Origin of the sequence: Shewanella sp. 2_MG-2023, from assembly GCF_030548905.1 — a bacterium.
Lineage (GTDB): Bacteria > Pseudomonadota > Gammaproteobacteria > Enterobacterales > Shewanellaceae > Shewanella > Shewanella electrodiphila.
In genome coordinates, this window is sequence record NZ_JAUOSO010000028.1 from 13,808 (window position 1) to 33,715 (window position 19,908).

Below are 19,908 nucleotides of genomic sequence, written 5' to 3' on the forward strand. Positions count from 1 at the left end.
TCCTCATTCGTTATATAGTGTGGTTAATAAATGAGTGAGGATACCAATGAGTCGAATTTTATTAGTTGATGATGACGCAGGCTTGTCAGAATTATTAGCCCAACTTCTAGAACTTGAAGGGTTTGATTTAACCCAAGCATTTGATGGCCAACAAGGCCTTGATTATGCACAAAACCAAGATTTTGATTTAATCCTACTTGATGTCATGTTGCCAAAGCTTAACGGCTTTGAAGTTTTGCGTGCTCTCAGAACCCAAAAGCAAACCCCAGTGCTAATGCTGACGGCTCGTGGTGATGAAATTGACCGTGTGGTTGGCCTTGAAATTGGCGCTGATGACTACCTACCAAAACCGTTTAATGATCGTGAGCTAATCGCCCGTATGCGCGCGATTTTGCGCCGCTCAGCCCTTACCCAAGCCGATAGTGGTGAACAAGATACAATCTCTTTTGGTGATTTGAGTTTAGATCAGGCCAGACAAGAGCTTTACTGTAATGAACAGCTTATTATTCTCACGGGCACAGAGTTCTCACTACTGCACAGCTTAATTACCCAAGCCGGTGATTTGGTCACTAAAGAGCAGCTAAGTGAAACCGTATTAGGCAAAAAATTAATGCCATTTGATCGTAGTTTAGATATGCATTTATCCAATTTGCGCAAGAAGTTACCTGAGCGTAAAGATGGTCGTCCAAGGGTGAAAACCATTCGTGGCAAAGGGTATATCTGGATCCCATAATGACGTTATTACCTTCTATAAACCGTTTATTTGTTAAATTGCTGCTGGGCTTTTGGTTATGCAGTTCGTTAATCATTGGCTTTGTCGGCGTGCTGCCTTTTTTACAACAAAATCACGATCAACAGCCGCTTTCCCATAAACAAGAGCACCTTCTCAAACGAGTAGCGAAGCACTTGATCGAAGAACCAGAGCTACTGGAAAATACTCGTGCGTTAAAAAAACTCAACCGTCATCGCAGTCCTGAAGGTAAAGCGCTCAAGTTTTATATTCTTGACGATGAAAGTCGGGTCATAAATCATCAAAAAGTGCCTCGTACTTTTCGTGAATTTTTGCTGTTAAGTGAAGACCACAAAGAACCGATAAGCCATCAGTTTCGCACCGAGCTTATCTTTGGCCCATACACCTTTATCGCTGGTGAGCGTCAATACCGAGTTTACAGCCGTATCGCTGATAATCACCCTAAGCCTTGGTTTTTCTTTTTTAACGACCACAAGTTACTCACAGTCATCATTGCAATGTTGATGTCTGGTGTTTTGTGCGGATTGTTAGCATGGAACTTAGGAAAGCCACTTCGTTCACTTAAGCAAAGTTCTAATGCCCTTGCTGGCGGTGACTTATCTAGCCGAGTTGATAAAAAAGTTGCCACCCGTGGCGATGAAATTGGCGAGTTAGCACAAGCCTTTAATAGCATGGCCGACGCTATCGAAACCATGATTAACAATCAACAAAGGCTCATGGGCGATATTTCCCATGAACTAAGAACCCCACTGACGCGATTACAGTTATCCCTAGCACTTGCTCGCAAAAAAGAACAAAGCAGTGTTGAAATTGAACGTATTGGTTACGAAGCCGAGCAACTAGAGGATTTGATTTCAGAGCTACTCACCTTGTCTCGTGTCACCATCAGTAACAATGAGAATAAAGTCCATTTAGAGTTGGCTGAATCATTAAGCCAAATCCTTGATGATGCTGAATTTGAAGCCGAGCAACAGCAGAAGCAATTAGAAATTGATATCCCTGAATCAATCAGCTTAGACCACTATCCAAAATCTTTATCGCGCGCCATCGAAAACGTACTGCGTAATGCGATTCGATATGCTGATAGCAGGGTTACGATTAATGCAGTGCAAAAGAAAAGCCATATCCTGATCACCATTAGTGATAATGGTCCAGGTATTGACGACGCTGAGCTTGAAGAGATATTTAAACCTTTCTATCGCCCTGATAGTTCACGTGTTCGTGAATCTGGCGGTTGGGGTTTAGGCTTAGCCATTACTCAAGCAGCAATTAAGTTAAATCAAGGGGAAATCATTGCCAGCAACCTTGAACCACAAGGCTTACAGCTCAAGATCCGCTTACCTTTAAAAATGCTGAGTTAGTGTTGAGCTTTATTCCGCTCAACGGGTCAACGACGTACATCTCTCATTAAGCGTGATGGATTTAATCTGTTACACAGACTAAATTCATCATTTCTTTCCCAGCCTAGAATGTTTGCGTATAATTCCGAGCTCACTCAATCAAGGTAACGCCCATGTTTAATATTGCTCTTTATGAACCAGAAATCGCCCCAAATACCGGCAATATTATCCGCCTATGTGCTAACAATGGCGCTAAACTTCATTTGATTGAACCACTAGGCTTTGACTTAGAAGAAAAGAAACTGCGCCGTGCAGGGTTAGACTATTCAGATTTAACCAATATTACTCGCCATAAAAACTTTGAAGCATTTCTAGAAGCAATGGCAGGAAAACGCATTATGGCGTGCACCACTAAAGGTAGCCGCCCACATAGTGAATTGGCATTTGCCAAAGATGATGTATTGTTATTTGGCCCAGAAACCCGTGGACTACCGATGGAGATTATTGAATCGATTCCGACCAGTCAACGTCTGCGCATCCCAATGGCGGCGAGTAATCGCAGCTTAAACCTGTCTAACTCAGTGGCCATTATTAGCTATGAAGCTTGGCGTCAGCTTGATTACGCAGGCGCTGAATAGCTCTTATATAAAGAAAAGAGTTAATCGTGACAAACATTCATGAATTATGGAGCTACAGGCCGCAGCTCTATCGCACGAATTAACTGATATTGCTCGCTATCATCATCGAGATAGTGAGCGCTTTGACGCCACAGCCAGCTACCATAGCTAGCTTGTTCCTCTTTAGAACCGACCGAAGATTTGGGCTCAAACCTTAACCTGATTAATGCAGGACGCTGATTCATTTGCCCTTTACCTAAAAACGTAAAGCTATTTCCCCGTTGATATAAACTGAATAATTGCTCACGATCTTCACCCACCCCATCAGTGTAGGTCAGTAACACATCATTACCTTGTGCTCTAAACCACCACACTTCACTGTTTGGGTTACTGTCGCCACGACTCACTGTCAGCATCAAATTCCGCTTGTCTGATGAGCAAATCGCCGCTGTGGTCACATGTCTTGGCGCGACACCACTTTTAGCCGCTGAACCTTCCCAATCGCCATCAAGTACTGGGCAAAACTGACTGATATCCACTTTGGCCGCAATCGCAGCAGGTGTCATTATCAAGGCCATCAATACCATGGTTAACATAAGCAGATTTTTACCTGCCATTAAGACAGTTTGATACAGCATCAACGGCGCAACCTTTCACTTCAACGATGAACTAGCAAGAACACTATTTTATTTCAGCTGTTTTTTCAAATTTAGGTTTTTAAAAAGCGTTATTTTTTAAGTGCATTCCGTTTGCAAGCTAATGGATTGCAATAAAAAATGCCTTTCATCTTAGATGAAAGGCATTTCCAATTAACCAGTTCAAACTTTATGGTCGTGAATTATTGACCAAAGCCGACATCCGTCATCTTAATTTGAGTCACTTCACCGTACTCTTTGGCAATGTCTGCCACTTTTTCAGCATTACCAATCAATACAAACTGCAAATTATCTTGCGGGAAGTAAGTGCTGACTAAACGCTGAGTTTCTTCTAGCGTTAAACCATCGACCTTAGCTTGGAATTGATTGATAAACGAATCATCAAACTTGTAGATATACATATCAGCCATGAGTTCAGCTAGCTGGCCACCTGTTTCAAACTTGGGTGGATACTGCCCTTTTACATATGCTTTGGCTGAATCTAACGTTTGTTGATCAATACCTTGCTCCCATAAACGCGCATAGGTTTTTAAAGCTAAATCCATTGCTTCTTTAGTGGTGCTAGATTTTGTGAAGGTACTGATTTGGAATGTGCCAGCATCAGAATAAGCATTAAAGCCTGAACGAGCACCGTAAGTAAGACCAGCATTGACACGTAACTCATCATTTAACCATGAGGTAAAACGGCCACCTAAAATGGTATTCACTACGGTTAAGCCGACATAGTCAGGGTTATCACGACGGATCCCTAAGCCACCAAAAATGAAGGTGGTCTCAATGGCATCAGGCTTATCCACCAGCAGGACTTTGCTCGATGATAACTTTGGTAAACCTTGGGTTAAATCAGGTTGCACCGCTTTTTCAGTGCCTTGCCAGTTACCAAAGGCTTGGGTTAATTTCGCTTTCATTTCAGCGGCGTCAAAGTCGCCGACAACATTAATGGCCATGTTACTTGGCTGATAATAGCTTTTGTGAAATGCTCGCAGCTGGGCAATATTAATCTCAGCTAGTGAGGTGCTATTACCTGTTGTTGGATTCGCATACGGGTGCTGGCCAAAGACCATTTTATTGTAGTATCGGCCAATTACTGCTCGTGGGCTCTCTTTAGCTTGTGATAAGCCAACAATTTCACGTTGCCTCAGTTTCTCAAATTCAGTGCTATCAAAGTCAGGCGACATGAGTACGTCTTGCATTATCGCCAGAACCGTATCAACATCCTTACTCATAAAATCAGCAGCAATTAATGTGCTTTCACGGCCTGATGCGGTATTTAAACTCGCACCTAAAAAGTCGATGGTTTGCTCAATTTCCGCTTTCGTTTTACCGCCAGCACCAAGTAATAAGCTTTTGGCTGTCATGTAAGAAACACCTGAAGTGGTGTCATTAACAGCACCTGCACGTATGACCGCATTCACATTAATAATCGGCACTTCTGACTGCACCATAAAGTTAACTTTAAGGCCATTGTCTAAGGTCATCGACTCATATTGCGGCATGCTAAAACTGCCAGTATCGACTGTTTGCGCAGTGTCATTGGTACTGGCGCAGCCTGTTATCGCTAACGAACAAGCCAGTGCTATCGCAGATGCTGTGGTATTTTTGCTAAATCTTGATAATGAAATCATTGGTCAGCTCCTTCTGTTGCAGCTAACACACCCACTGTGCGATTGGCTTTACGTAAATAAGTTTGTGCAACTCGCTGAATGTCTTCAACAGTCACCTTGTTATAAGCTTCTGGCGCACTAAATAGATTTTCATAGCTACCAAAATACAGCTCATAACGCCCTAAAGTGTTAGCACGGCCATTAATGGTTTGCATGGTGCGGTAAAAATTCATTAGCTTAATGTTTTTCACTTTTTCAAGCTCATTTTGCGTAACGCCTTCTAAGCTAATGCGATTAATTTCAGCAATCATATTGGCTTCTAACTGCACGGCATCAACACCTGAATTTGCGACACCCATGAAGTAAAACAAGTTAGGGTCAAATGACATTGGCAAATAAGAAAAGACATTAGACGCGATTTGTTTATCGACCAAACCTTGATAAAGACGCGAGCTATTGCCCTCACTGAAAATGGTATTCAGTAAATCAAGAGCATAATAATCTTCATGTTTAGTAGAAGGAACATGGTAAGCCAGCATCACATTCGGTGTGCTCACAGATGCTTTTTCAACAAATACGCGGCGCTCGCCTTTTTGCAAAGGCTCGACGGTGCGTACTGCTTTAGGCGGGGTTTGTGCTGGAATAACGCCAAAATATTGCTTAGCCAGTTTTTTCACTTCAGCAACTTTCACATCGCCAGCGATAACGACTACTGCATTATTCGGCGCATAATAAGTTTTATGGTATTGCTGTAAATCTTCTAAACTCCAAGCGGCGATATCTGATTCATGGCCAATCACCGACCAGCTATAAGGGTGTGCTCTAAATGCCGCACTTTTTACTTCTTCTTGGATGGTGCGCCAGTTTGAATTTTCAAGCCCTGTCGTACGTTCAGACTGCACCACACCTCGCTCGCTTTCAACCATTTCAGGATTAATATCCAAATTGGCAATTCGATCGGCTTCTAAATCAAAAATGGTTTCTAATGCATTAGCAGGGAACCAATCGGTATAAACCGTGATGTCCTCAGTGGTATACGCGTTATTCGCACCACCAGCCGCTTCCATCGTACGGTCAAACATTTTAGGGCCAAACTTTTTAGAACCGTTAAACATCATGTGTTCAAAAAAGTGTGAAATACCTGTGATACCAGGTACTTCGTTACGTGAGCCGACTTTCCAAAACAAGTACATATTGGCGTTGGGAATGCTGCTATCTTCTAGCACCATAATCTTCATGCCGTTATCTAATGTAAATGTATTCACATCCTCTTGGGTGGTGGCATTTGCTGCGCCACTTACCCAAGTTGTCAGTAATACCACTAACGCGGCTATTGTGCGTGTCATGATTGCTTCCTTTTATAAATTGTAAAATACGACATTGTGCTGTCTATTGCGTTGCGCCTAATGCCGTTAAGGCAACTTGTGTCATCGTTTGAACGCCAACTTTTAGTGCGCTTTCATCCACATAAAATGACGGTGAGTGATTACTTGCAACCGTGGCAGGATCTTTCCCTGCTGGGGTCACGCCAAGAAAATAAAATAAACCGGGTGTTTCTAGCGCGTAATATGAAAAATCTTCTGCGCCCGTAATCAGTCCAGGTTCAATCAAATTGTCTTTGCCTACTACACTGCGGATCACTGGGCGCATATCGGCAACGAGTTGTGGGTCATTGACCGTAACAGGGTAGCCCGCATCAATCTCGGTAATTGCTGTTGCACCCAATGTTTTGGCTGAAAGCTCTGCGATTTCAGCAAGCTTTACTTTTATCTCTGCACGCATATCTTGATCAAAAGTACGAATAGTACCAATTAGTTCCACTTCATCAGGAATAATGTTTGAACGAATGCCGCCATTAATCGCCCCAAAACTGACGACAGCTGGCGCTTTGGTAACATCAACCTGACGACTAATAATGGTTTGTACGCTATTAATGATTTGCGCTGATGCCACAATAGGGTCAACGCCACCCCAAGGTCGTGAACCATGAGTTTGGCGACCTTTAACGGTAATAGTGAAAGAATCTTCTGATGCCATTGCAGGGCCTGAACGGAGGCCAATCACACCAGTAGGTAAACTTGAAGTGACATGCATACCAAAGACTTGATCAGGTTTGCGCTTAGCAAATAAGCCTTCTTTAAGCATTAACTCCGCACCACCTTCTTCACCCGCTGGGGCACCTTCTTCGGCAGGCTGAAAGATAAACATCACATCACCAGCAAGGCTTGATTGAGATTTTACTAAGTTTTCAGCAACGCCCATTAACATAGCCACATGAGTATCATGACCACAGGCATGCATCACACCAACGGTTTGATTTCGGTATGTATCAGTGGCTTTTGATGCAAACGGTAAGTCCACCTCTTCAGTTACTGGCAGCGCATCCATGTCAGCGCGAATACCAATAAGCGGACCAGGCTTGGCGCCTTTTAATATCGCTACCACCCCTGTATGAGCTATGCCGGTTTGCACCTCTAAACCTAAAGATTCAAGGTGAGCTGCAATGACTTTACTGGTTCTAAATTCACGATTAGATAACTCAGGGTGTTGATGTAAGTCGCGGCGCCACTCAATCACTTTCTGTTCAACGTCAGCGGCTAGCTGAGCTGCATCAGGGGTTTTAGCCAATATTGATGGGGCAAAAGTAGCAGAAAGTGTCGCAAGGCACAGTGCGAGAGTCGTGAGGCGCATAAATCATCCATGGTTATTATCGTTTTTGTTGCGATTTAATCTACAGTGTCTAGCCGAAGTTGTTAAATAATTTGTTACAGCAAGGCTGAAGAAATTGTTTCGATTTGTTTACTACGTATGCACTCCATCTTATATATAAACAATATTTTGGCTTTATTCACCACCTTGTTATGCTTCAAATAGATAGTGTAATGGTGATTTTTAACTGACCAACAGCAAAATATTAAAGGGTTAAGGTTAATGGATATAAAGTTTAGTGAGCTTACTGCCAAGAGTTGTAATGTCAGTCTCGATATCGCTGATTGGCATATTCAAAATCAGTCATGGGCCGTTTTCTGTGCCCATAACGACATAGGTTCAGTCATTGGTGACTTACTATGTGCAAGTAATAATATCCCTCATCAAACCATTGAAATCACCTCTGGTCGCTTACAAAAATCATCTAACAACATTGCGCAAGTTTCACTAGCAGAGCAGCAAAGGTTATTGGCTTTAGAAATTGAAAATGATGACACCGACTTTCTCAATGTAATTGATACCGGCAGCACAGTTACTCAACTTATCAGCCAGCAGATACCGCCCCTGGCAAACAGCGCGTTACTTGAAACGTTACTCACTCAGTTAGATTTGCAGCATCTTAAAGATTGTGGCTTTCGAGAGCTATCAACAGGTGAAACCCGCCGTGTCATGTTGGCTCGTGCCATTGCCTCTCAGCCGGATTTCTTAGTACTAGATAACCCATTTGCAGGATTAGATATCGACCACAGAGCATCACTTACAACTTATTTAAATCAGTTACCAATTCCCATGATGGTGATATTTTCTCGTGAAGAAGATATGCCTCAATGGATTGAACAAGTGGCGATATTCAGCCATGGGAAATTAGACACTGTTATGGATAAATCCAGCTGGAATAGTCACCCTGTTATCGGGCAAATTAAGTCGCAATCTAAGGTACAAAGTGAATTAATGCTAGCGCTGATGCAACGACACCGTCACCAAAGCAAGTTTGAAAATCCGATATTTGAATTGAAAAATGGCAAAGTCGCCTATAGTGATAAAACCATTTTCACTGACGTGAATTGGCGCATTGATAATGGCCAACACTGGCAGGTCAAAGGCCCTAATGGCTGTGGGAAAAGTACCTTATTAGGGTTGATTTTCGGTGACCATCCGCAATGCTATAGCAACGATATACAGATCTTTGGCAAGCAGCGTGGTAGTGGCGAAACCATTTGGGAAATTAAACAGCATATTGGCATGGTGTCATCAGCATTACATCTGCAATATCGCGTTAACTGTAGCGCTATTGATGTGATCCTCTCAGGTTTTTATGACTCAATTGGCCTTTACCAAAAAGCCACTGCCCCCCAGTTAGACATGGCTAAAGATTGGTTAACGATTTTGCACATGGAAGCATTGGCTAACACACCTATCAAGCAACTAGATTATAGTCAGCAACGACTATTGTTAATCGCTCGAGCCTTGGTAAAACAACCTACATTATTAATATTAGATGAGCCCTATCAAGGATTAGATTACTTGGGGATAAGGTTAGTGAGAAATACCCTTGAGTTGATTGCACGGGAAAACTTGAGCCAGCTGTTATATGTCTCTCATTATCATGAAGATAATTTAGCTAGCATCAACAATTACTTAGAGTTTGTAGAAAATGAACAGACCGAAGGATATAAAAGCGTTATAAGTTAATCTTGCTCTTCAATTTTACGTTCTTTAGCTGCGGCTTCTTTGGCTTCGCGCAGGTATTTATCAGCGCGAGACTCTCGCTCTTTAAACTGAGCTTGGGATTTCTCTATTTGTTCTTTTTCCCATTCGCCTGACTCTTGGCGTTCTAGAACTTCTTGCTCGCGAGATTGGGTATCGCTGGCGGCTTTTCGAGCTTTTTCTAACTGACTTTGCTCAGTCTTTTTAGAATCAATTCGGCCTTGATCAGCTTGCTGGGATAAGGTTAGGCGTGGCTTATCATTGGCTATTGCAGTAAAAGAGATTGCGAGTATCAAACTCATAAAAGCCATTGCCATCATACGGTTCAACATATTCATTATCTTCCTTGTTTTTGTTGCTGCTATTTCTCTTGAACATAGCGAGCACGCACGGCTGCAGGCATCGCATCTAGCTTATGTTGCACCATTGCATCAAAGGCTGCAAACATAGGCGCAATATCCATTAATGGGCTGATAGCTTGAAGCATATACGCTGTTGCTTCTAGGGTTGATAAACTATCACTACGCTTTGCTTTGCGAATTCGATATTGCGATATCCCTTCAAACTCAATATGCAGCGCAGGTAACTCCAATAACCATGGGTTTAGCTGGAGCATTTTAAAGGCTTTGCGCCAAGTGCCATCAATCAATAAGATAATGCACTCTTCAGGGGCGCCAGAGTCAGCGGCGCTTTGACTGGTTTCACTAGGATAAACTAAATAAACCGGTTTACCTGCCTCCTTTAAATAAACTTGCAGCTCAGCAAAGTCATCCGCCGTTTCACCCACCACCACTTTCGTCGCTGGCAAGGTTAAACACAATAACTTCACCGTGTTTTTGGCATGTTCAACTTCAGAAGGATGCTGCAGCACAATCACTTCAGTCTTAATTGTCATTGGAGACAAACTGTCGCAAATACAGGTCGAGGTTGGATAGCCACAACCTTCACAAATAACTCTAATACCGCACCTCTATTAATTTATGCCGAACCATACTTTCAACGTCTATTTTAGCGTTAATGTATTATAAACAACAATGCCGCTAACTATTCGGTCAGCGGCATGATTAAGACTATTGTATAGCTTATAGTTTAAGCATTAATGCTCAGGATGAACTTGCTCCATATGCAAATGATTTAAACCTTTAAGCGACATCATCACTAGCAATAATAAAGATAGACCGCCCATCAACAAGGCAACAGCATAAGGTGCGGTTAGATCGGTCATTTGCACTAATCCAGCAAGCACTGACGCACCACTCATTTGAATACAACCTAACATTGCTGCTGCAGTACCCGCTCGCTCACCGAAGGCTGATAACGCCATAGAAGTGGCAGGGCCAAGCAAAATAGCAAAGCCAATACAAAGCAGCATCATAGGTAACATGAAGCCAAAGCCAGCAGCTAAACCTGATTGAGGCCCGGCTAATTGCACCACAACTTCAAGCACAGCAGCTAATAACATCATTGATAATGCCACTACCACAGCGGGGCGATTACCAATATGTTTCACTAACACTGGCGCCGCAAAACACGCTGCAATATTCACTGCTGCATTGAGTCCAAATAAACCACTAAAGGCAAGTTCACTCACCCCTAGCTCACCGATTAGCCACATAGGTGAATACGATACGTAGGTAACAATTGACGCCATTGCGACCATGCAAGTGCTGGCATAAAACAAGAAGTGTGCATCACTTAACACTGGTTTATAGCGAGCCCAGCGATAAAGAGCGCCGCTGGTGTCAGTATTTTCAGGACGAGTTTCAGGGAATTTCAACAGTACGATAGCTAATACGACAATGGCGTATAGCGCCATAAAGATAAAGGTTGAGCGCCAGCCAAACTGTAGTGCCAATAAGCCACCTAATGTCGGTGCTAACGCGGGTATCACACAAATCGCACCATTAAGGTAACTGTACATTTTAACGCTTTCTTTACTGCTATAGCAGTCGCGAACCGCACTAAACACCACGATAGAGGTTGAACAAGCCGCTAAACCCTGCAACACACGGGCAATTTGTAATACTTCAAACTCTTGCGCCATTGCGCCAATGAGGCTGCTGATGCCGTACAAAACAATACCAAATAGTGCAATTGGGCGGCGGCCAAAGCGGTCAGCTAACGGCCCAATCAAAATCTGCCCAAGACCCATAGCAAATAAAAACAACACCAACGTCGACTGTATCTGACTACCACTTACACCATACTCAACTGCCATAGTCGGCATTGACGGTAAGTAAATATCGATGGCTAATGGGCTAAGTAGCACCATAAACATCAGTGTTGGCAGCAAGTTACGTCTCATTTTCTTTATACTCTTTCTTTATCTAGGGCCTGTTGATCTTTCGAGGTTGTTTTTGCAGCGAATTGTTGGTCATTTGTACAAGGCAGAGACTTTGTGGTGTAGTTATTCTACATAAAAAGTCGATAACGCAGTAAAAATGACCAACAAACTCTGCCCGAAGGGTTCGACTAAAAGCGTTTTACTCTTTGTTGAATGAACTTTGCTTAGATGACTAGGCATCAATTCATTCGCCTCGATTAAAACGCTTTTATTTCGAACAAAACTTAACCAGCAAAGATCAACAGGCCCTAGGTGTTAATTATGGAGCGCATTTTAGACTACTCATGGTATGAATAGAAATGGTATGATTTCCTAAGTAAATTTCCTTTGAGGAATATCACATGAATATCGATAATCTCGCCAAAATAGATTTAAACTTGCTGGTCATTTTGCAGGTATTACTTGAAGAGCAAAGCGTCACTCGCGCAGCAAGCCGCTTACACTTAAGCCAGTCTGCGTTGAGTAAAAGTCTTAATCGCTTGCGAACCACACTTGATGATCCGCTATTCCAGCGAACAGCTCATGGTCTAAAGCCGACAGCCCATGCGGTGCAATTAGGACTGCAATTACCGCAAATTTTACAGACCTTACATCAACTGACCCAACCACCGACATTTATACCAGCCAGCAGTCACCAGCATTTTTCGTTTTCTATGGTCGAGAGTGCCTACGAAACATTACTGCCTTATTTCATTGGCAGAATTTTACACGATGCACCTAACGTCAAACTCGACTCATATGTGTGGACCGAAAAATCAATCCAAGACTTACAACTTGGCCAAATCGATTTTGGAATTGCCGGTCGAGATACGCACCCTCAAGCTGATATAAAAATAGAGCAACTGCCTGATGGCATTGAATATCAGACCTTATTTAAAGATAAGCAAGTCTGTTTAGTGCGTAAAGATCATCCAATGTTAGACGCTATCAAACAAAAAAAATGGGATAGAGACAGCTATTTGAGCATGTCCCATGTACAAGTGCGCTGTGAAGGCAATGATTGGTGGGCATTAGATTATTACTTAGCCGATCTCAATTTGCGCCGTCGTATCAGCACTACAGTGCCAGACTTTTATGGCGCGGCGAGTATTTGTGCCCATAGCGACCTCATTTTTACTCTGCCATCGAGCTTTGCGCGGCACGCTGTCAAGTTATACCCCCTTGAAGAAATCCCGTTGCCATTTGATTTTATGCCTATGGCTTATGTGTTGTTATGGCATGAACGTAACAGCCAAGCTCCTGGACACTTGTGGCTAAGAAACATGATATGTGAAAGTGTCGCTAAAGCAGTCAATCAAACTGAAATAGAAATGCTGAAATAAGATTAATAACAGCCATTAATACAAGTTGTTATGGTTTTTAAAACGTTGTGAGTAGCTATCATAATCAAACATTAATCAGGATTAACGTGACGTTAATAGGTGTTTTATTGCACACTGAAGTTGTCATCACTGTAAAAAGTGATTTTATGAAAGACTGAAACTGTATCCATCGCCCTTTTGATACACGCTCAGCCAGCTTAATTGAGGAACATCAATGAACTTTAATCAGTTTGTAAATCAAGCACAGGTCAAGCAGCGCGTTGGCACCATGCACCCATTTTTAGCACTACTGTCGATAATTGCTATCGCACTTACCACGATTGTATTGCTACCATTTTTACTGGTATTCGCTCTAGTGAGCTTTATCGGACTTAACTTACTAGGCCGTAAATACCTAGCACCTAAAATGCAGCCAATTTTCGGAAACCGTTCACAGCAAGATGAAGTGTACCGTGATAATCCAAATGTAGAGCGCGAGCAATCATTGTATAAATCGGAAATGTTTAAACGCTCAAATCCATCATCAGGCGGCCGAACTTTCGAACATCAAGCAGGCTAAATATTCATATGGTCAGTTATCCTTAATTCCCCCAGAGGTTAATTGGCCATGATGTTTATTAAGGCTTTTGAATTTATTTAGCTCAAACTAAAAACACCGCCAAATGGCGGTGTTTTTTTATAACCCAGATTTAAGTGTAGTCAAGAACTAAAGTCGTGGCGCTTCGCCCACACCCGACGAAAGGGAAACAACAGCATTTCCCTTTTCGATATCCCTTGCCGTTCCGGCGAAATAATCTGAAAAACGATTATTTCCAACGGAAATTTATCTAGACTGAAACCAGATTTGGTAAGTTCTTCGTCCACCATCGAAAATCACTAACGCTTCTGATGGGGCGTCCCTTCCCCCCAAAAGCTAGCCAGACATCCATGTCTGGACTTACGCAATTCTCTTGATTGACTCTAAATATAGGAGTATCCAGACCAATGAGCTAGCAAGCTAAAGATTCTCCGTTTGAAGTGTCCGAAGGCGTTGAGTGAATTTGCGTAAGCTCGACATGGATGTCGAGATAGCCTCAGTTGAGCCAGGGATGGCGAATCTGAGGCGTTAGTAAACTCACTTATAAGACTGAGGAAATAACACTTCAATGGAGCGGATGGGAGATCCAAGAGGGAGTTGCCGTTCACTCCCTTTTGGTCTGGTGTGGGCGAAGCGCCACGACTTTGATCTTCTTTATAAAAAAGAAATGAACTAACCCAAAAATAAAATTAAGCCAAGATCCCTTGTGCATGAATCAAGGATTTAAGCTCTTCATCACTGGGTTTAAGTTCAATCACATTATCGATTTGGATCTGCAATGACTGCCAAATCGGCTCGATGATTTCAGCTTGTTCATCATTAGCATATTGTTTAGCAAGTTTAAGCAGTGACGCTGATTCCACCACATCAATGCGTTTAAAGACGCCATCGGCCAATGCAACACTGAGCTCTATCATCGCGGGAACACTGCGGCCGTAGTTAATCACATCACGTAAATATCGCTCAGCTAAACACACATCGGTGCCTAAACCAGAATCATCATTTAGCATATGTTGTGCGCGCATAAACATCGCATCAAGTTGCCCTTGCTCGGCGGCTTCCGCTAACCAATGTTCGCTTGTATTAGCATTAGCCTCACAGCCTTCGCCGTTAAATAACATTAAGGCTAAGTGATACTGGGCATGAGGATAACCTGCTTGGGCAGCTTTATTAATCCACTCAAACGCTTTATCCAGTTGTTGTTGCTGATAATACAACACGCCGAGATTTGACATCGCCTCGGTATTTTCCGCCAATGCTGCTTGCTCTAACCAAGTTGCCGCTATTGCTAAGTCTGGGCTAAAGTTTTCACTGCCAACTAAGTAGAAGAAACCTAATAACGCTTTGGCCTCAACAACATCTGCTTGGGCTGCGCGCTCAATCGCCAACTCACCTGCAACGGCATTTTTATGGCCGTTATAACCATGTAGTAATGCCACTCCATTTTCAAATAGTGCTTGCTGGTGATGCTCAGATGCCAATTCAAACCAGTTCGCGGCTTGCTTGAATGTGCTCACTGATTCGGCATGCTCTGCCTCATTTTGATCAAGCGACTGCTCTTGTTCTTGCTGCATCAACGCCTTTGATTTTAAAGACATACCTACAAGATATTGAGCTTGATGATCGTTATGCATCACCGCTTGATAGCAAAGCTCACGACCAACAAACGAATCAAACGCTTCAAATTGATATTCAGGCGCTTTTTTACGATGTACTTTTGGATAAAGCAGGGTGATTAACGACAAGATATTCTTAATCGTTTTCTCAGCAAGTGAGACTAATTGCTCTTGGGTTAAATGGTATTTCTCTGGATGTGCGCCGCGGTTACCGTCACTACGCAGTCGATGCAATGCTCTGGTTGTAGGCACATCAATAAAGCGCATGCGATTGAGCTGCTCGATGCGATCATATAAGTTGGGACTATTAAACTTTACCGACTGCTTCTGAGCCAGTAACGAAGTGACTTGATGGGTAAAGCTGCGAACAAACACCAAAGCTTGGGTAGGAATATCGCGCACATAACTTTTAGCTTTGGTGTAATCATCCACTATCTCAGCCGAGAAGCCGCCAATAAACTCAATATCATTTAACACTGGCGGTTACTCCTCTGCTGTTATTAACTTTTCACTTAGATTTCAGTGGTCTCTGACTCTTTATCATCAGTACTACGGTTAACCATATACAATCTAAACAGTGCAACGTTAACGAAAAGTCCTAAAAATGCGAACAAGGTATCAATAATGACGCGTAGCGGGAATCCACCGAACTCTGTCAGCTGTATAACGATACCACCGACCATTGATAATGGTAGGTAAAGCATTAATATCATCATGGTTTTCAGCACGATTGGCGATGAAAATTTAAAGCTGCTTTTAATGGCTTCTAATGGAGTTACACGCTCAACGATCACCATAAAGTTAACGTAGGCAAGGCGAGCAAACAAATAAAAGCTGATACTCAACCCGATAATCCAAAACGGACCGAATACCGCAAATAACATCACCGGCGCCAAGATAGCTAAGCCAGAGAATACTCCAGCTAATAATAATGGCGGTACAAAGGTAAAGCTGTTTTTCAGCACCATACCTGGAGTAACGTCATGCCCGCGTGAGCGAACTTCTAGGTATAAGGTTAATGCAGCGATAAGCAACGAGAAGATTAATAGTAGCACCATCATAGCAGCACCATGGATAGCGCCAAATTGCGGTACTTCAACTTCCGCTTGGGCAGCCAACTCACTGCCAAGCCACACTTGGATCATGACTTGAATTAACAGTAATGGCACTGTTAGTGAGGCAAGTTGCGCCACGTGGTTACGAAAGAAATTATATGCTTCAGTCAAAATTGCAGACAATGACATGGGACTTCCAATAATCAAAAATAGATAAATATGCTGCTAAGGATACCGAAAAAACTGTGTTTTTGCACAATTGATATCAAGTGAGAGTAAAGTTAGTTAAATCATTTGTCACAAATTTGTGAATAACGTTAAAATGGTCACAGGATATCGAAAACTCACTTTTAATCATTCAACATAAACCACAGGATGGCCACGATGAAATTAAGCCCAGCAGTAAGTCTTTTAGTCGCAATGTTTGCAGTTACTTCTCCAGCACAAGCGGGTTGGTTAGACAGTGTTTTTGGCACCGATGAAAAGAAAGTAGAAAAAGTAGAGACTACCGCTGATGCACAATCTACTGATTTAGTAGGTAACGTAATGTCACAACTTGGCCTCAGTAAAGATCAAGCGGAAGGCGGTTTAGGCACCTTGCTAAGCCTTGCGCAGTCTAACTTAGGCGATTCTGACTTTAGCCAGTTATCAAACAGCATTCCTGGAGCTGACACACTTTTATCTGCAGTACCTGCATTAGCATCGGACGATGGCATGTCAGGTTTATTATCTCAAGCAGGTGATTTAGGTAAGTCATTTGAAGGCGCTGCAATGGTATACGACGCGTTCGAACAGTTAGGCATTAAAAAAGAATACGTTGCGCCAATGGTTGATATTGCCAAATCATACCTAGAAACCAACGGCACTGAAGGTACTGTTGATTTGTTAATGAAAGGCGTGAATTCATTACTTTAATGACTCGCTGATTTAGGATTAATTTTATTTAATGCCGAGCCATTCGCTCGGCATTATTGTCTCTGTTAAGCTTAACCTTATATTCACTTTTCAATACTCACTAAAATAGTCAGTACAGCTGCATTGTTTTAAAGACGTTTAGGAGGCCATATGATCGCGAAACTGAAACAGTTTTTACAGTCGCATGCTCAAGCAACGACCCCAGAAGATCAAGCGCAACAGTTAAAATTAGCTGCAGTAAGTTTATTGCTTGAGGTCATGTATGCCGATGAAACGCTAGACGAGCAAGAAGTAGCGATGCTTCCTGGAATAATTAGCGACAATTTAAATATCAGTGCTGCTGAAGCAAACGCATTAATTGACGAAGCCAAGTTAGTTCAAGGCAATTCAATTTCATTATTCGAGTTTACTGCAGAAATTAATGCTCAGTGTTCCATTGAGCAAAAGCAAAAATTACTTCTGTGTATGTGGAAGTTGGCTTACTCGGATGGCAAGTTATGCCGAAATGAAGACCAAATTATTCGCCGCACCGCTGATTTACTTTATTTAAAGCACAGTGAAGTGATTCAAATGCGCAATATTGCCATGGAAGAACGCTAAGTTCCTCCCCTTAAGCACTAAGCTTTACGCTTAAGCTGTTGGCTATAAGACAAATAAAAACGGGGCTTTCTTTAGAAAGTCCCGTTTTTACATTTCTGCGCAATCAAACCTTAAGTTAAGCCGCTTGTTTACGCGTTTGATGCTGTTTTTGCCAATACATAAATGGCGCAACCACTATAACTAAGATAAAGGAATACAACATATTTTCAGCCAGAGCTACTCCCACCCCTAGACAAAATATGCAACCACCAACCACGAGTGGTAAATAGCGTTTACTGAGCAATTTTGCCGCTGATAACATGGTCAATAAATAGATAATAATGAATACGCCGTTACTCCAAGCAATTAAGTCCTCGAGTTTTTGCTCAGTAACAAAAGTAAAGCTGATGACTAATACCATGGTCAATAAAATCGTCACTAATGCTCTCAGCGGCACACCAAATTGATTGAGTTTGCTAAAGTAACTCGGTAATACGCCTTCTTTGCTAAAGCTCCACAGTAAACGTGCTGCGCTGGCGCAATAGACGTTAACCGTCGCAATGCCGCTAGCAATGCCCAAAATGCCAATGACTTGCGCTCCCATGCCCTGCCACACCACATTACCCAATAACGTTTCGAAAGTGTGGATCATTGCTAATCCTTCTTTATCGCTAGGCACCATCAATAGCAATAAGGTGCAAATAAGGTAAATGATGCCGACTAATACCGTGCCAATCATCATTGCTGGTAGCATGTCTTTTTTAGGGTTTTTAAAGTCATTGGCTAAATGCGTCATGGCTTCAATACCTAAAAAGCTCCAAAATCCAATCCCCATGGCTAGCATGACTGTCGAAACCTCAGCTGAAGCTAACTCTGTGAATGCACCAGCTTCACTGACATTTGTGCCACTGGCACTAAATAACACTGCGACAACTGCCACAATGGCTAAAGTCAACGCAAACTGCAATTTGGCAGAGACCTGAATACCGCGATAGTTCAGCAATAACAGCACCAACACAATCATCAGCTCAGCCACTAACTGACCCCACCCTGTGATAGAAACTAAGGCATCCATGAATTGAAAAGTCATTAGAATTGCCGCTGGTGCACCAATCGGGATCACAAACAAAAAGATCAATCCAATCGTGCGCCCCGCAGTGGTACCAAAGGCTTTTTCAATAAAATAGGCTGGCCCTGCTGCATGAGGAAAACGGCTAGCAAGTAAACCAAATACCACTGCCACAGGCAAAATGGCGACGGTCAAAATAATCCATGCCAATAAAGCACCACTATTTGCTACTGCAATGGTCATTTGCGGTAAAATAAATACCCCTGTACCAAGCAAAGTGGTGGCCATCAGTCCGGCACCTTGCCAGCGCCCTATCGTTCCTGTAATTTGATTCATTAGCTTGCTCTATGGTGGTGTTTGCAAGAATTATAAAATGGTTATTGGATACAAACTGCCGTAATCACTCTGCAAAAACACTTATAAAACCGACATTTTGACGGCAATTAATAAAGTTACCAACAATATGACGGATATTGTATTTCTAACGACTGGAATCAAAATGGATAAATTTGATCAACTCATTTTAAATGCGTTAAGAGCAAATGCTCGTCAAAGTATTTCTCATATCTCTGAAGCTGTGAGCTTATCACGGAGTGCGGTTACTGAGCGGATAAAAAAACTTGAACAATCTGGTGTAATTCGTGGCTATCAAGTTTTATTAAGTGAGTCGCAAAAAGAAGGCGTATCGGCATACTTTGAAATACAACATGAACGCGCTAATTGTGCCGATGTTGTGCACGTATTTCATGCCATACCTGAAGTCATAACTTGCCAAGGGATCACTGGCGAAATGGATCTGTTGGTTTATGTTAATGCCGCATCGATGAAACGACTGCATGAAATTCGTGAGTACATTGATGCCCAGGTAGATATCGTCAAAATTAAAACCCACGTGGTAATGAGTGAATGGATTAACAATCAAGCGTAACGCACATTCTCAAATTAATTTATTGGTTATACTGGTAAAATAGCCAACAATGCTGATAAGAGACTAAAATAAATAACACTTTTTAAGTCGATTAAACTTAAACAAGTATGTTGAAACTA

General features: G+C 42.4%; 19 protein-coding genes and 1 pseudogene. 9 read left to right on the forward strand and 11 right to left on the reverse strand.

Going from position 1 to position 19,908, the window contains the following annotated elements:
* Positions 1 to 46 precede the first annotated feature (46 nt).
* The 3 genes from Q4600_RS20030 (at position 47) to trmL (ending at position 2,729) form a co-directional block, all read left to right on the forward strand.
* The gene (locus Q4600_RS20030) at positions 47 to 733 is read left to right on the forward strand and encodes a response regulator (RefSeq protein WP_102526762.1); all 687 of its coding nucleotides are present in this window, start codon (positions 47 to 49) and stop codon (positions 731 to 733) included.
* Positions 733 to 2,112, forward strand: a complete 1,380-nt coding sequence (locus Q4600_RS20035; RefSeq protein WP_303518277.1) for an ATP-binding protein — start codon at positions 733 to 735, stop codon at positions 2,110 to 2,112. The genes Q4600_RS20030 and Q4600_RS20035 overlap by 1 nt, the downstream gene beginning before the upstream one ends.
* Positions 2,113 to 2,264: 152 nt before the next feature.
* The gene (gene trmL, locus Q4600_RS20040; protein ID WP_102526760.1) at positions 2,265 to 2,729 is read left to right on the forward strand and encodes a tRNA (uridine(34)/cytosine(34)/5-carboxymethylaminomethyluridine(34)-2'-O)-methyltransferase TrmL; all 465 of its coding nucleotides are present in this window, start codon (positions 2,265 to 2,267) and stop codon (positions 2,727 to 2,729) included.
* A gap of 44 nt (positions 2,730 to 2,773) precedes the next feature.
* Here trmL and Q4600_RS20045 read toward each other — a convergent pair whose 3' ends face one another.
* From Q4600_RS20045 to Q4600_RS20060, 4 genes are all read right to left on the reverse strand, one after another.
* Entirely contained in the window at positions 2,774 to 3,346 is a 573-nt protein-coding gene (locus Q4600_RS20045) for a hypothetical protein (protein WP_303518274.1), read from the reverse strand.
* 200 nt (positions 3,347 to 3,546) lie between these two features.
* A complete protein-coding gene (locus Q4600_RS20050; protein WP_303518271.1) occupies positions 3,547 to 4,989 on the reverse strand; it encodes a pitrilysin family protein in 1,443 nt (480 codons plus the stop codon).
* Positions 4,986 to 6,314 carry a pitrilysin family protein gene (locus tag Q4600_RS20055; RefSeq protein WP_229371770.1) on the reverse strand — a complete coding sequence of 443 codons (1,329 nt, stop codon included), beginning with the start codon at positions 6,312 to 6,314 and terminating at the stop codon, positions 4,986 to 4,988. Before Q4600_RS20055 ends, Q4600_RS20050 begins: the two co-directional genes overlap by 4 nt.
* Before the next feature lie 43 nt (positions 6,315 to 6,357).
* Positions 6,358 to 7,659 (reverse strand): amidohydrolase, encoded by a 1,302-nt coding sequence (locus tag Q4600_RS20060; RefSeq protein ID WP_303518268.1) that lies wholly within the window; start codon positions 7,657 to 7,659, stop codon positions 6,358 to 6,360.
* Positions 7,660 to 7,899: 240 nt separating this feature from the next.
* Here Q4600_RS20060 and Q4600_RS20065 point away from each other — a divergent pair, with 240 nt between their 5' ends.
* The gene (locus Q4600_RS20065; RefSeq protein ID WP_303518265.1) at positions 7,900 to 9,369 is read left to right on the forward strand and encodes an ATP-binding cassette domain-containing protein; all 1,470 of its coding nucleotides are present in this window, start codon (positions 7,900 to 7,902) and stop codon (positions 9,367 to 9,369) included.
* Here Q4600_RS20065 and Q4600_RS20070 read toward each other — a convergent pair.
* The 4 genes and pseudogenes from Q4600_RS20070 to Q4600_RS20085 form a co-directional block, all read right to left on the reverse strand.
* The gene (locus tag Q4600_RS20070; RefSeq protein WP_229371782.1) at positions 9,366 to 9,722 is read right to left on the reverse strand and encodes a hypothetical protein; all 357 of its coding nucleotides are present in this window, start codon (positions 9,720 to 9,722) and stop codon (positions 9,366 to 9,368) included. The two genes, Q4600_RS20065 and Q4600_RS20070, sit on opposite strands and share 4 nt — an antisense overlap.
* Positions 9,723 to 9,745: 23 nt before the next feature.
* Positions 9,746 to 10,345 (reverse strand): tRNA-uridine aminocarboxypropyltransferase, encoded by a 600-nt coding sequence (locus Q4600_RS20075; RefSeq protein WP_303518291.1) that lies wholly within the window; start codon positions 10,343 to 10,345, stop codon positions 9,746 to 9,748.
* Between the two features lie 135 nt (positions 10,346 to 10,480).
* A complete protein-coding gene (locus Q4600_RS20080; RefSeq protein ID WP_229371793.1) occupies positions 10,481 to 11,689 on the reverse strand; it encodes a multidrug effflux MFS transporter in 1,209 nt (402 codons plus the stop codon).
* An 18-nt stretch (positions 11,690 to 11,707) separates the two neighbouring features.
* Positions 11,708 to 11,908 (reverse strand): annotated as a pseudogene (locus tag Q4600_RS20085) (hypothetical protein).
* 161 nt (positions 11,909 to 12,069) lie between these two features.
* Between Q4600_RS20085 and Q4600_RS20090 the strand changes: the two are divergent.
* Positions 12,070 to 13,050: a LysR family transcriptional regulator gene (locus tag Q4600_RS20090; RefSeq protein WP_303518260.1), complete on the forward strand. Its 981-nt coding sequence runs from the start codon at positions 12,070 to 12,072 to the stop codon at positions 13,048 to 13,050.
* Positions 13,051 to 13,264: 214 nt separating this feature from the next.
* A complete protein-coding gene (locus tag Q4600_RS20095; protein ID WP_303518258.1) occupies positions 13,265 to 13,609 on the forward strand; it encodes a hypothetical protein in 345 nt (114 codons plus the stop codon).
* 707 nt (positions 13,610 to 14,316) lie between these two features.
* Here Q4600_RS20095 and Q4600_RS20100 read toward each other — a convergent pair.
* Together Q4600_RS20100 and Q4600_RS20105 are read right to left on the reverse strand one after the other, a co-directional pair.
* Entirely contained in the window at positions 14,317 to 15,720 is a 1,404-nt protein-coding gene (locus Q4600_RS20100; protein WP_303518255.1) for a tetratricopeptide repeat protein, read from the reverse strand.
* Between the two features lie 35 nt (positions 15,721 to 15,755).
* Positions 15,756 to 16,487, reverse strand: a complete 732-nt coding sequence (locus Q4600_RS20105) for a hypothetical protein (protein WP_102526748.1) — start codon at positions 16,485 to 16,487, stop codon at positions 15,756 to 15,758.
* A 195-nt stretch (positions 16,488 to 16,682) separates the two neighbouring features.
* Between Q4600_RS20105 and Q4600_RS20110 the strand changes: the two genes are divergently transcribed.
* Both Q4600_RS20110 and Q4600_RS20115 read left to right on the forward strand, forming a co-directional pair.
* Positions 16,683 to 17,213: a DUF2780 domain-containing protein gene (locus Q4600_RS20110; RefSeq protein WP_102526747.1), complete on the forward strand. Its 531-nt coding sequence runs from the start codon at positions 16,683 to 16,685 to the stop codon at positions 17,211 to 17,213.
* Positions 17,214 to 17,363: 150 nt separating this feature from the next.
* Positions 17,364 to 17,813 (forward strand): TerB family tellurite resistance protein, encoded by a 450-nt coding sequence (locus tag Q4600_RS20115; protein WP_102526746.1) that lies wholly within the window; start codon positions 17,364 to 17,366, stop codon positions 17,811 to 17,813.
* Positions 17,814 to 17,928: 115 nt separating this feature from the next.
* On the opposite strand, the gene yjeH is transcribed toward Q4600_RS20115, so the two are convergent.
* Positions 17,929 to 19,197, reverse strand: coding sequence for an L-methionine/branched-chain amino acid transporter (gene yjeH, locus Q4600_RS20120; protein ID WP_102526745.1), 1,269 nt, complete (start codon positions 19,195 to 19,197; stop codon positions 17,929 to 17,931).
* Between the two features lie 163 nt (positions 19,198 to 19,360).
* Between yjeH and Q4600_RS20125 the strand changes: the two genes are divergently transcribed.
* On the forward strand, positions 19,361 to 19,789 hold the full coding sequence (locus Q4600_RS20125; protein WP_102526744.1) for an Lrp/AsnC family transcriptional regulator: 429 nt from the start codon (positions 19,361 to 19,363) through the stop codon (positions 19,787 to 19,789).
* Positions 19,790 to 19,908: the final 119 nt, after the last annotated feature.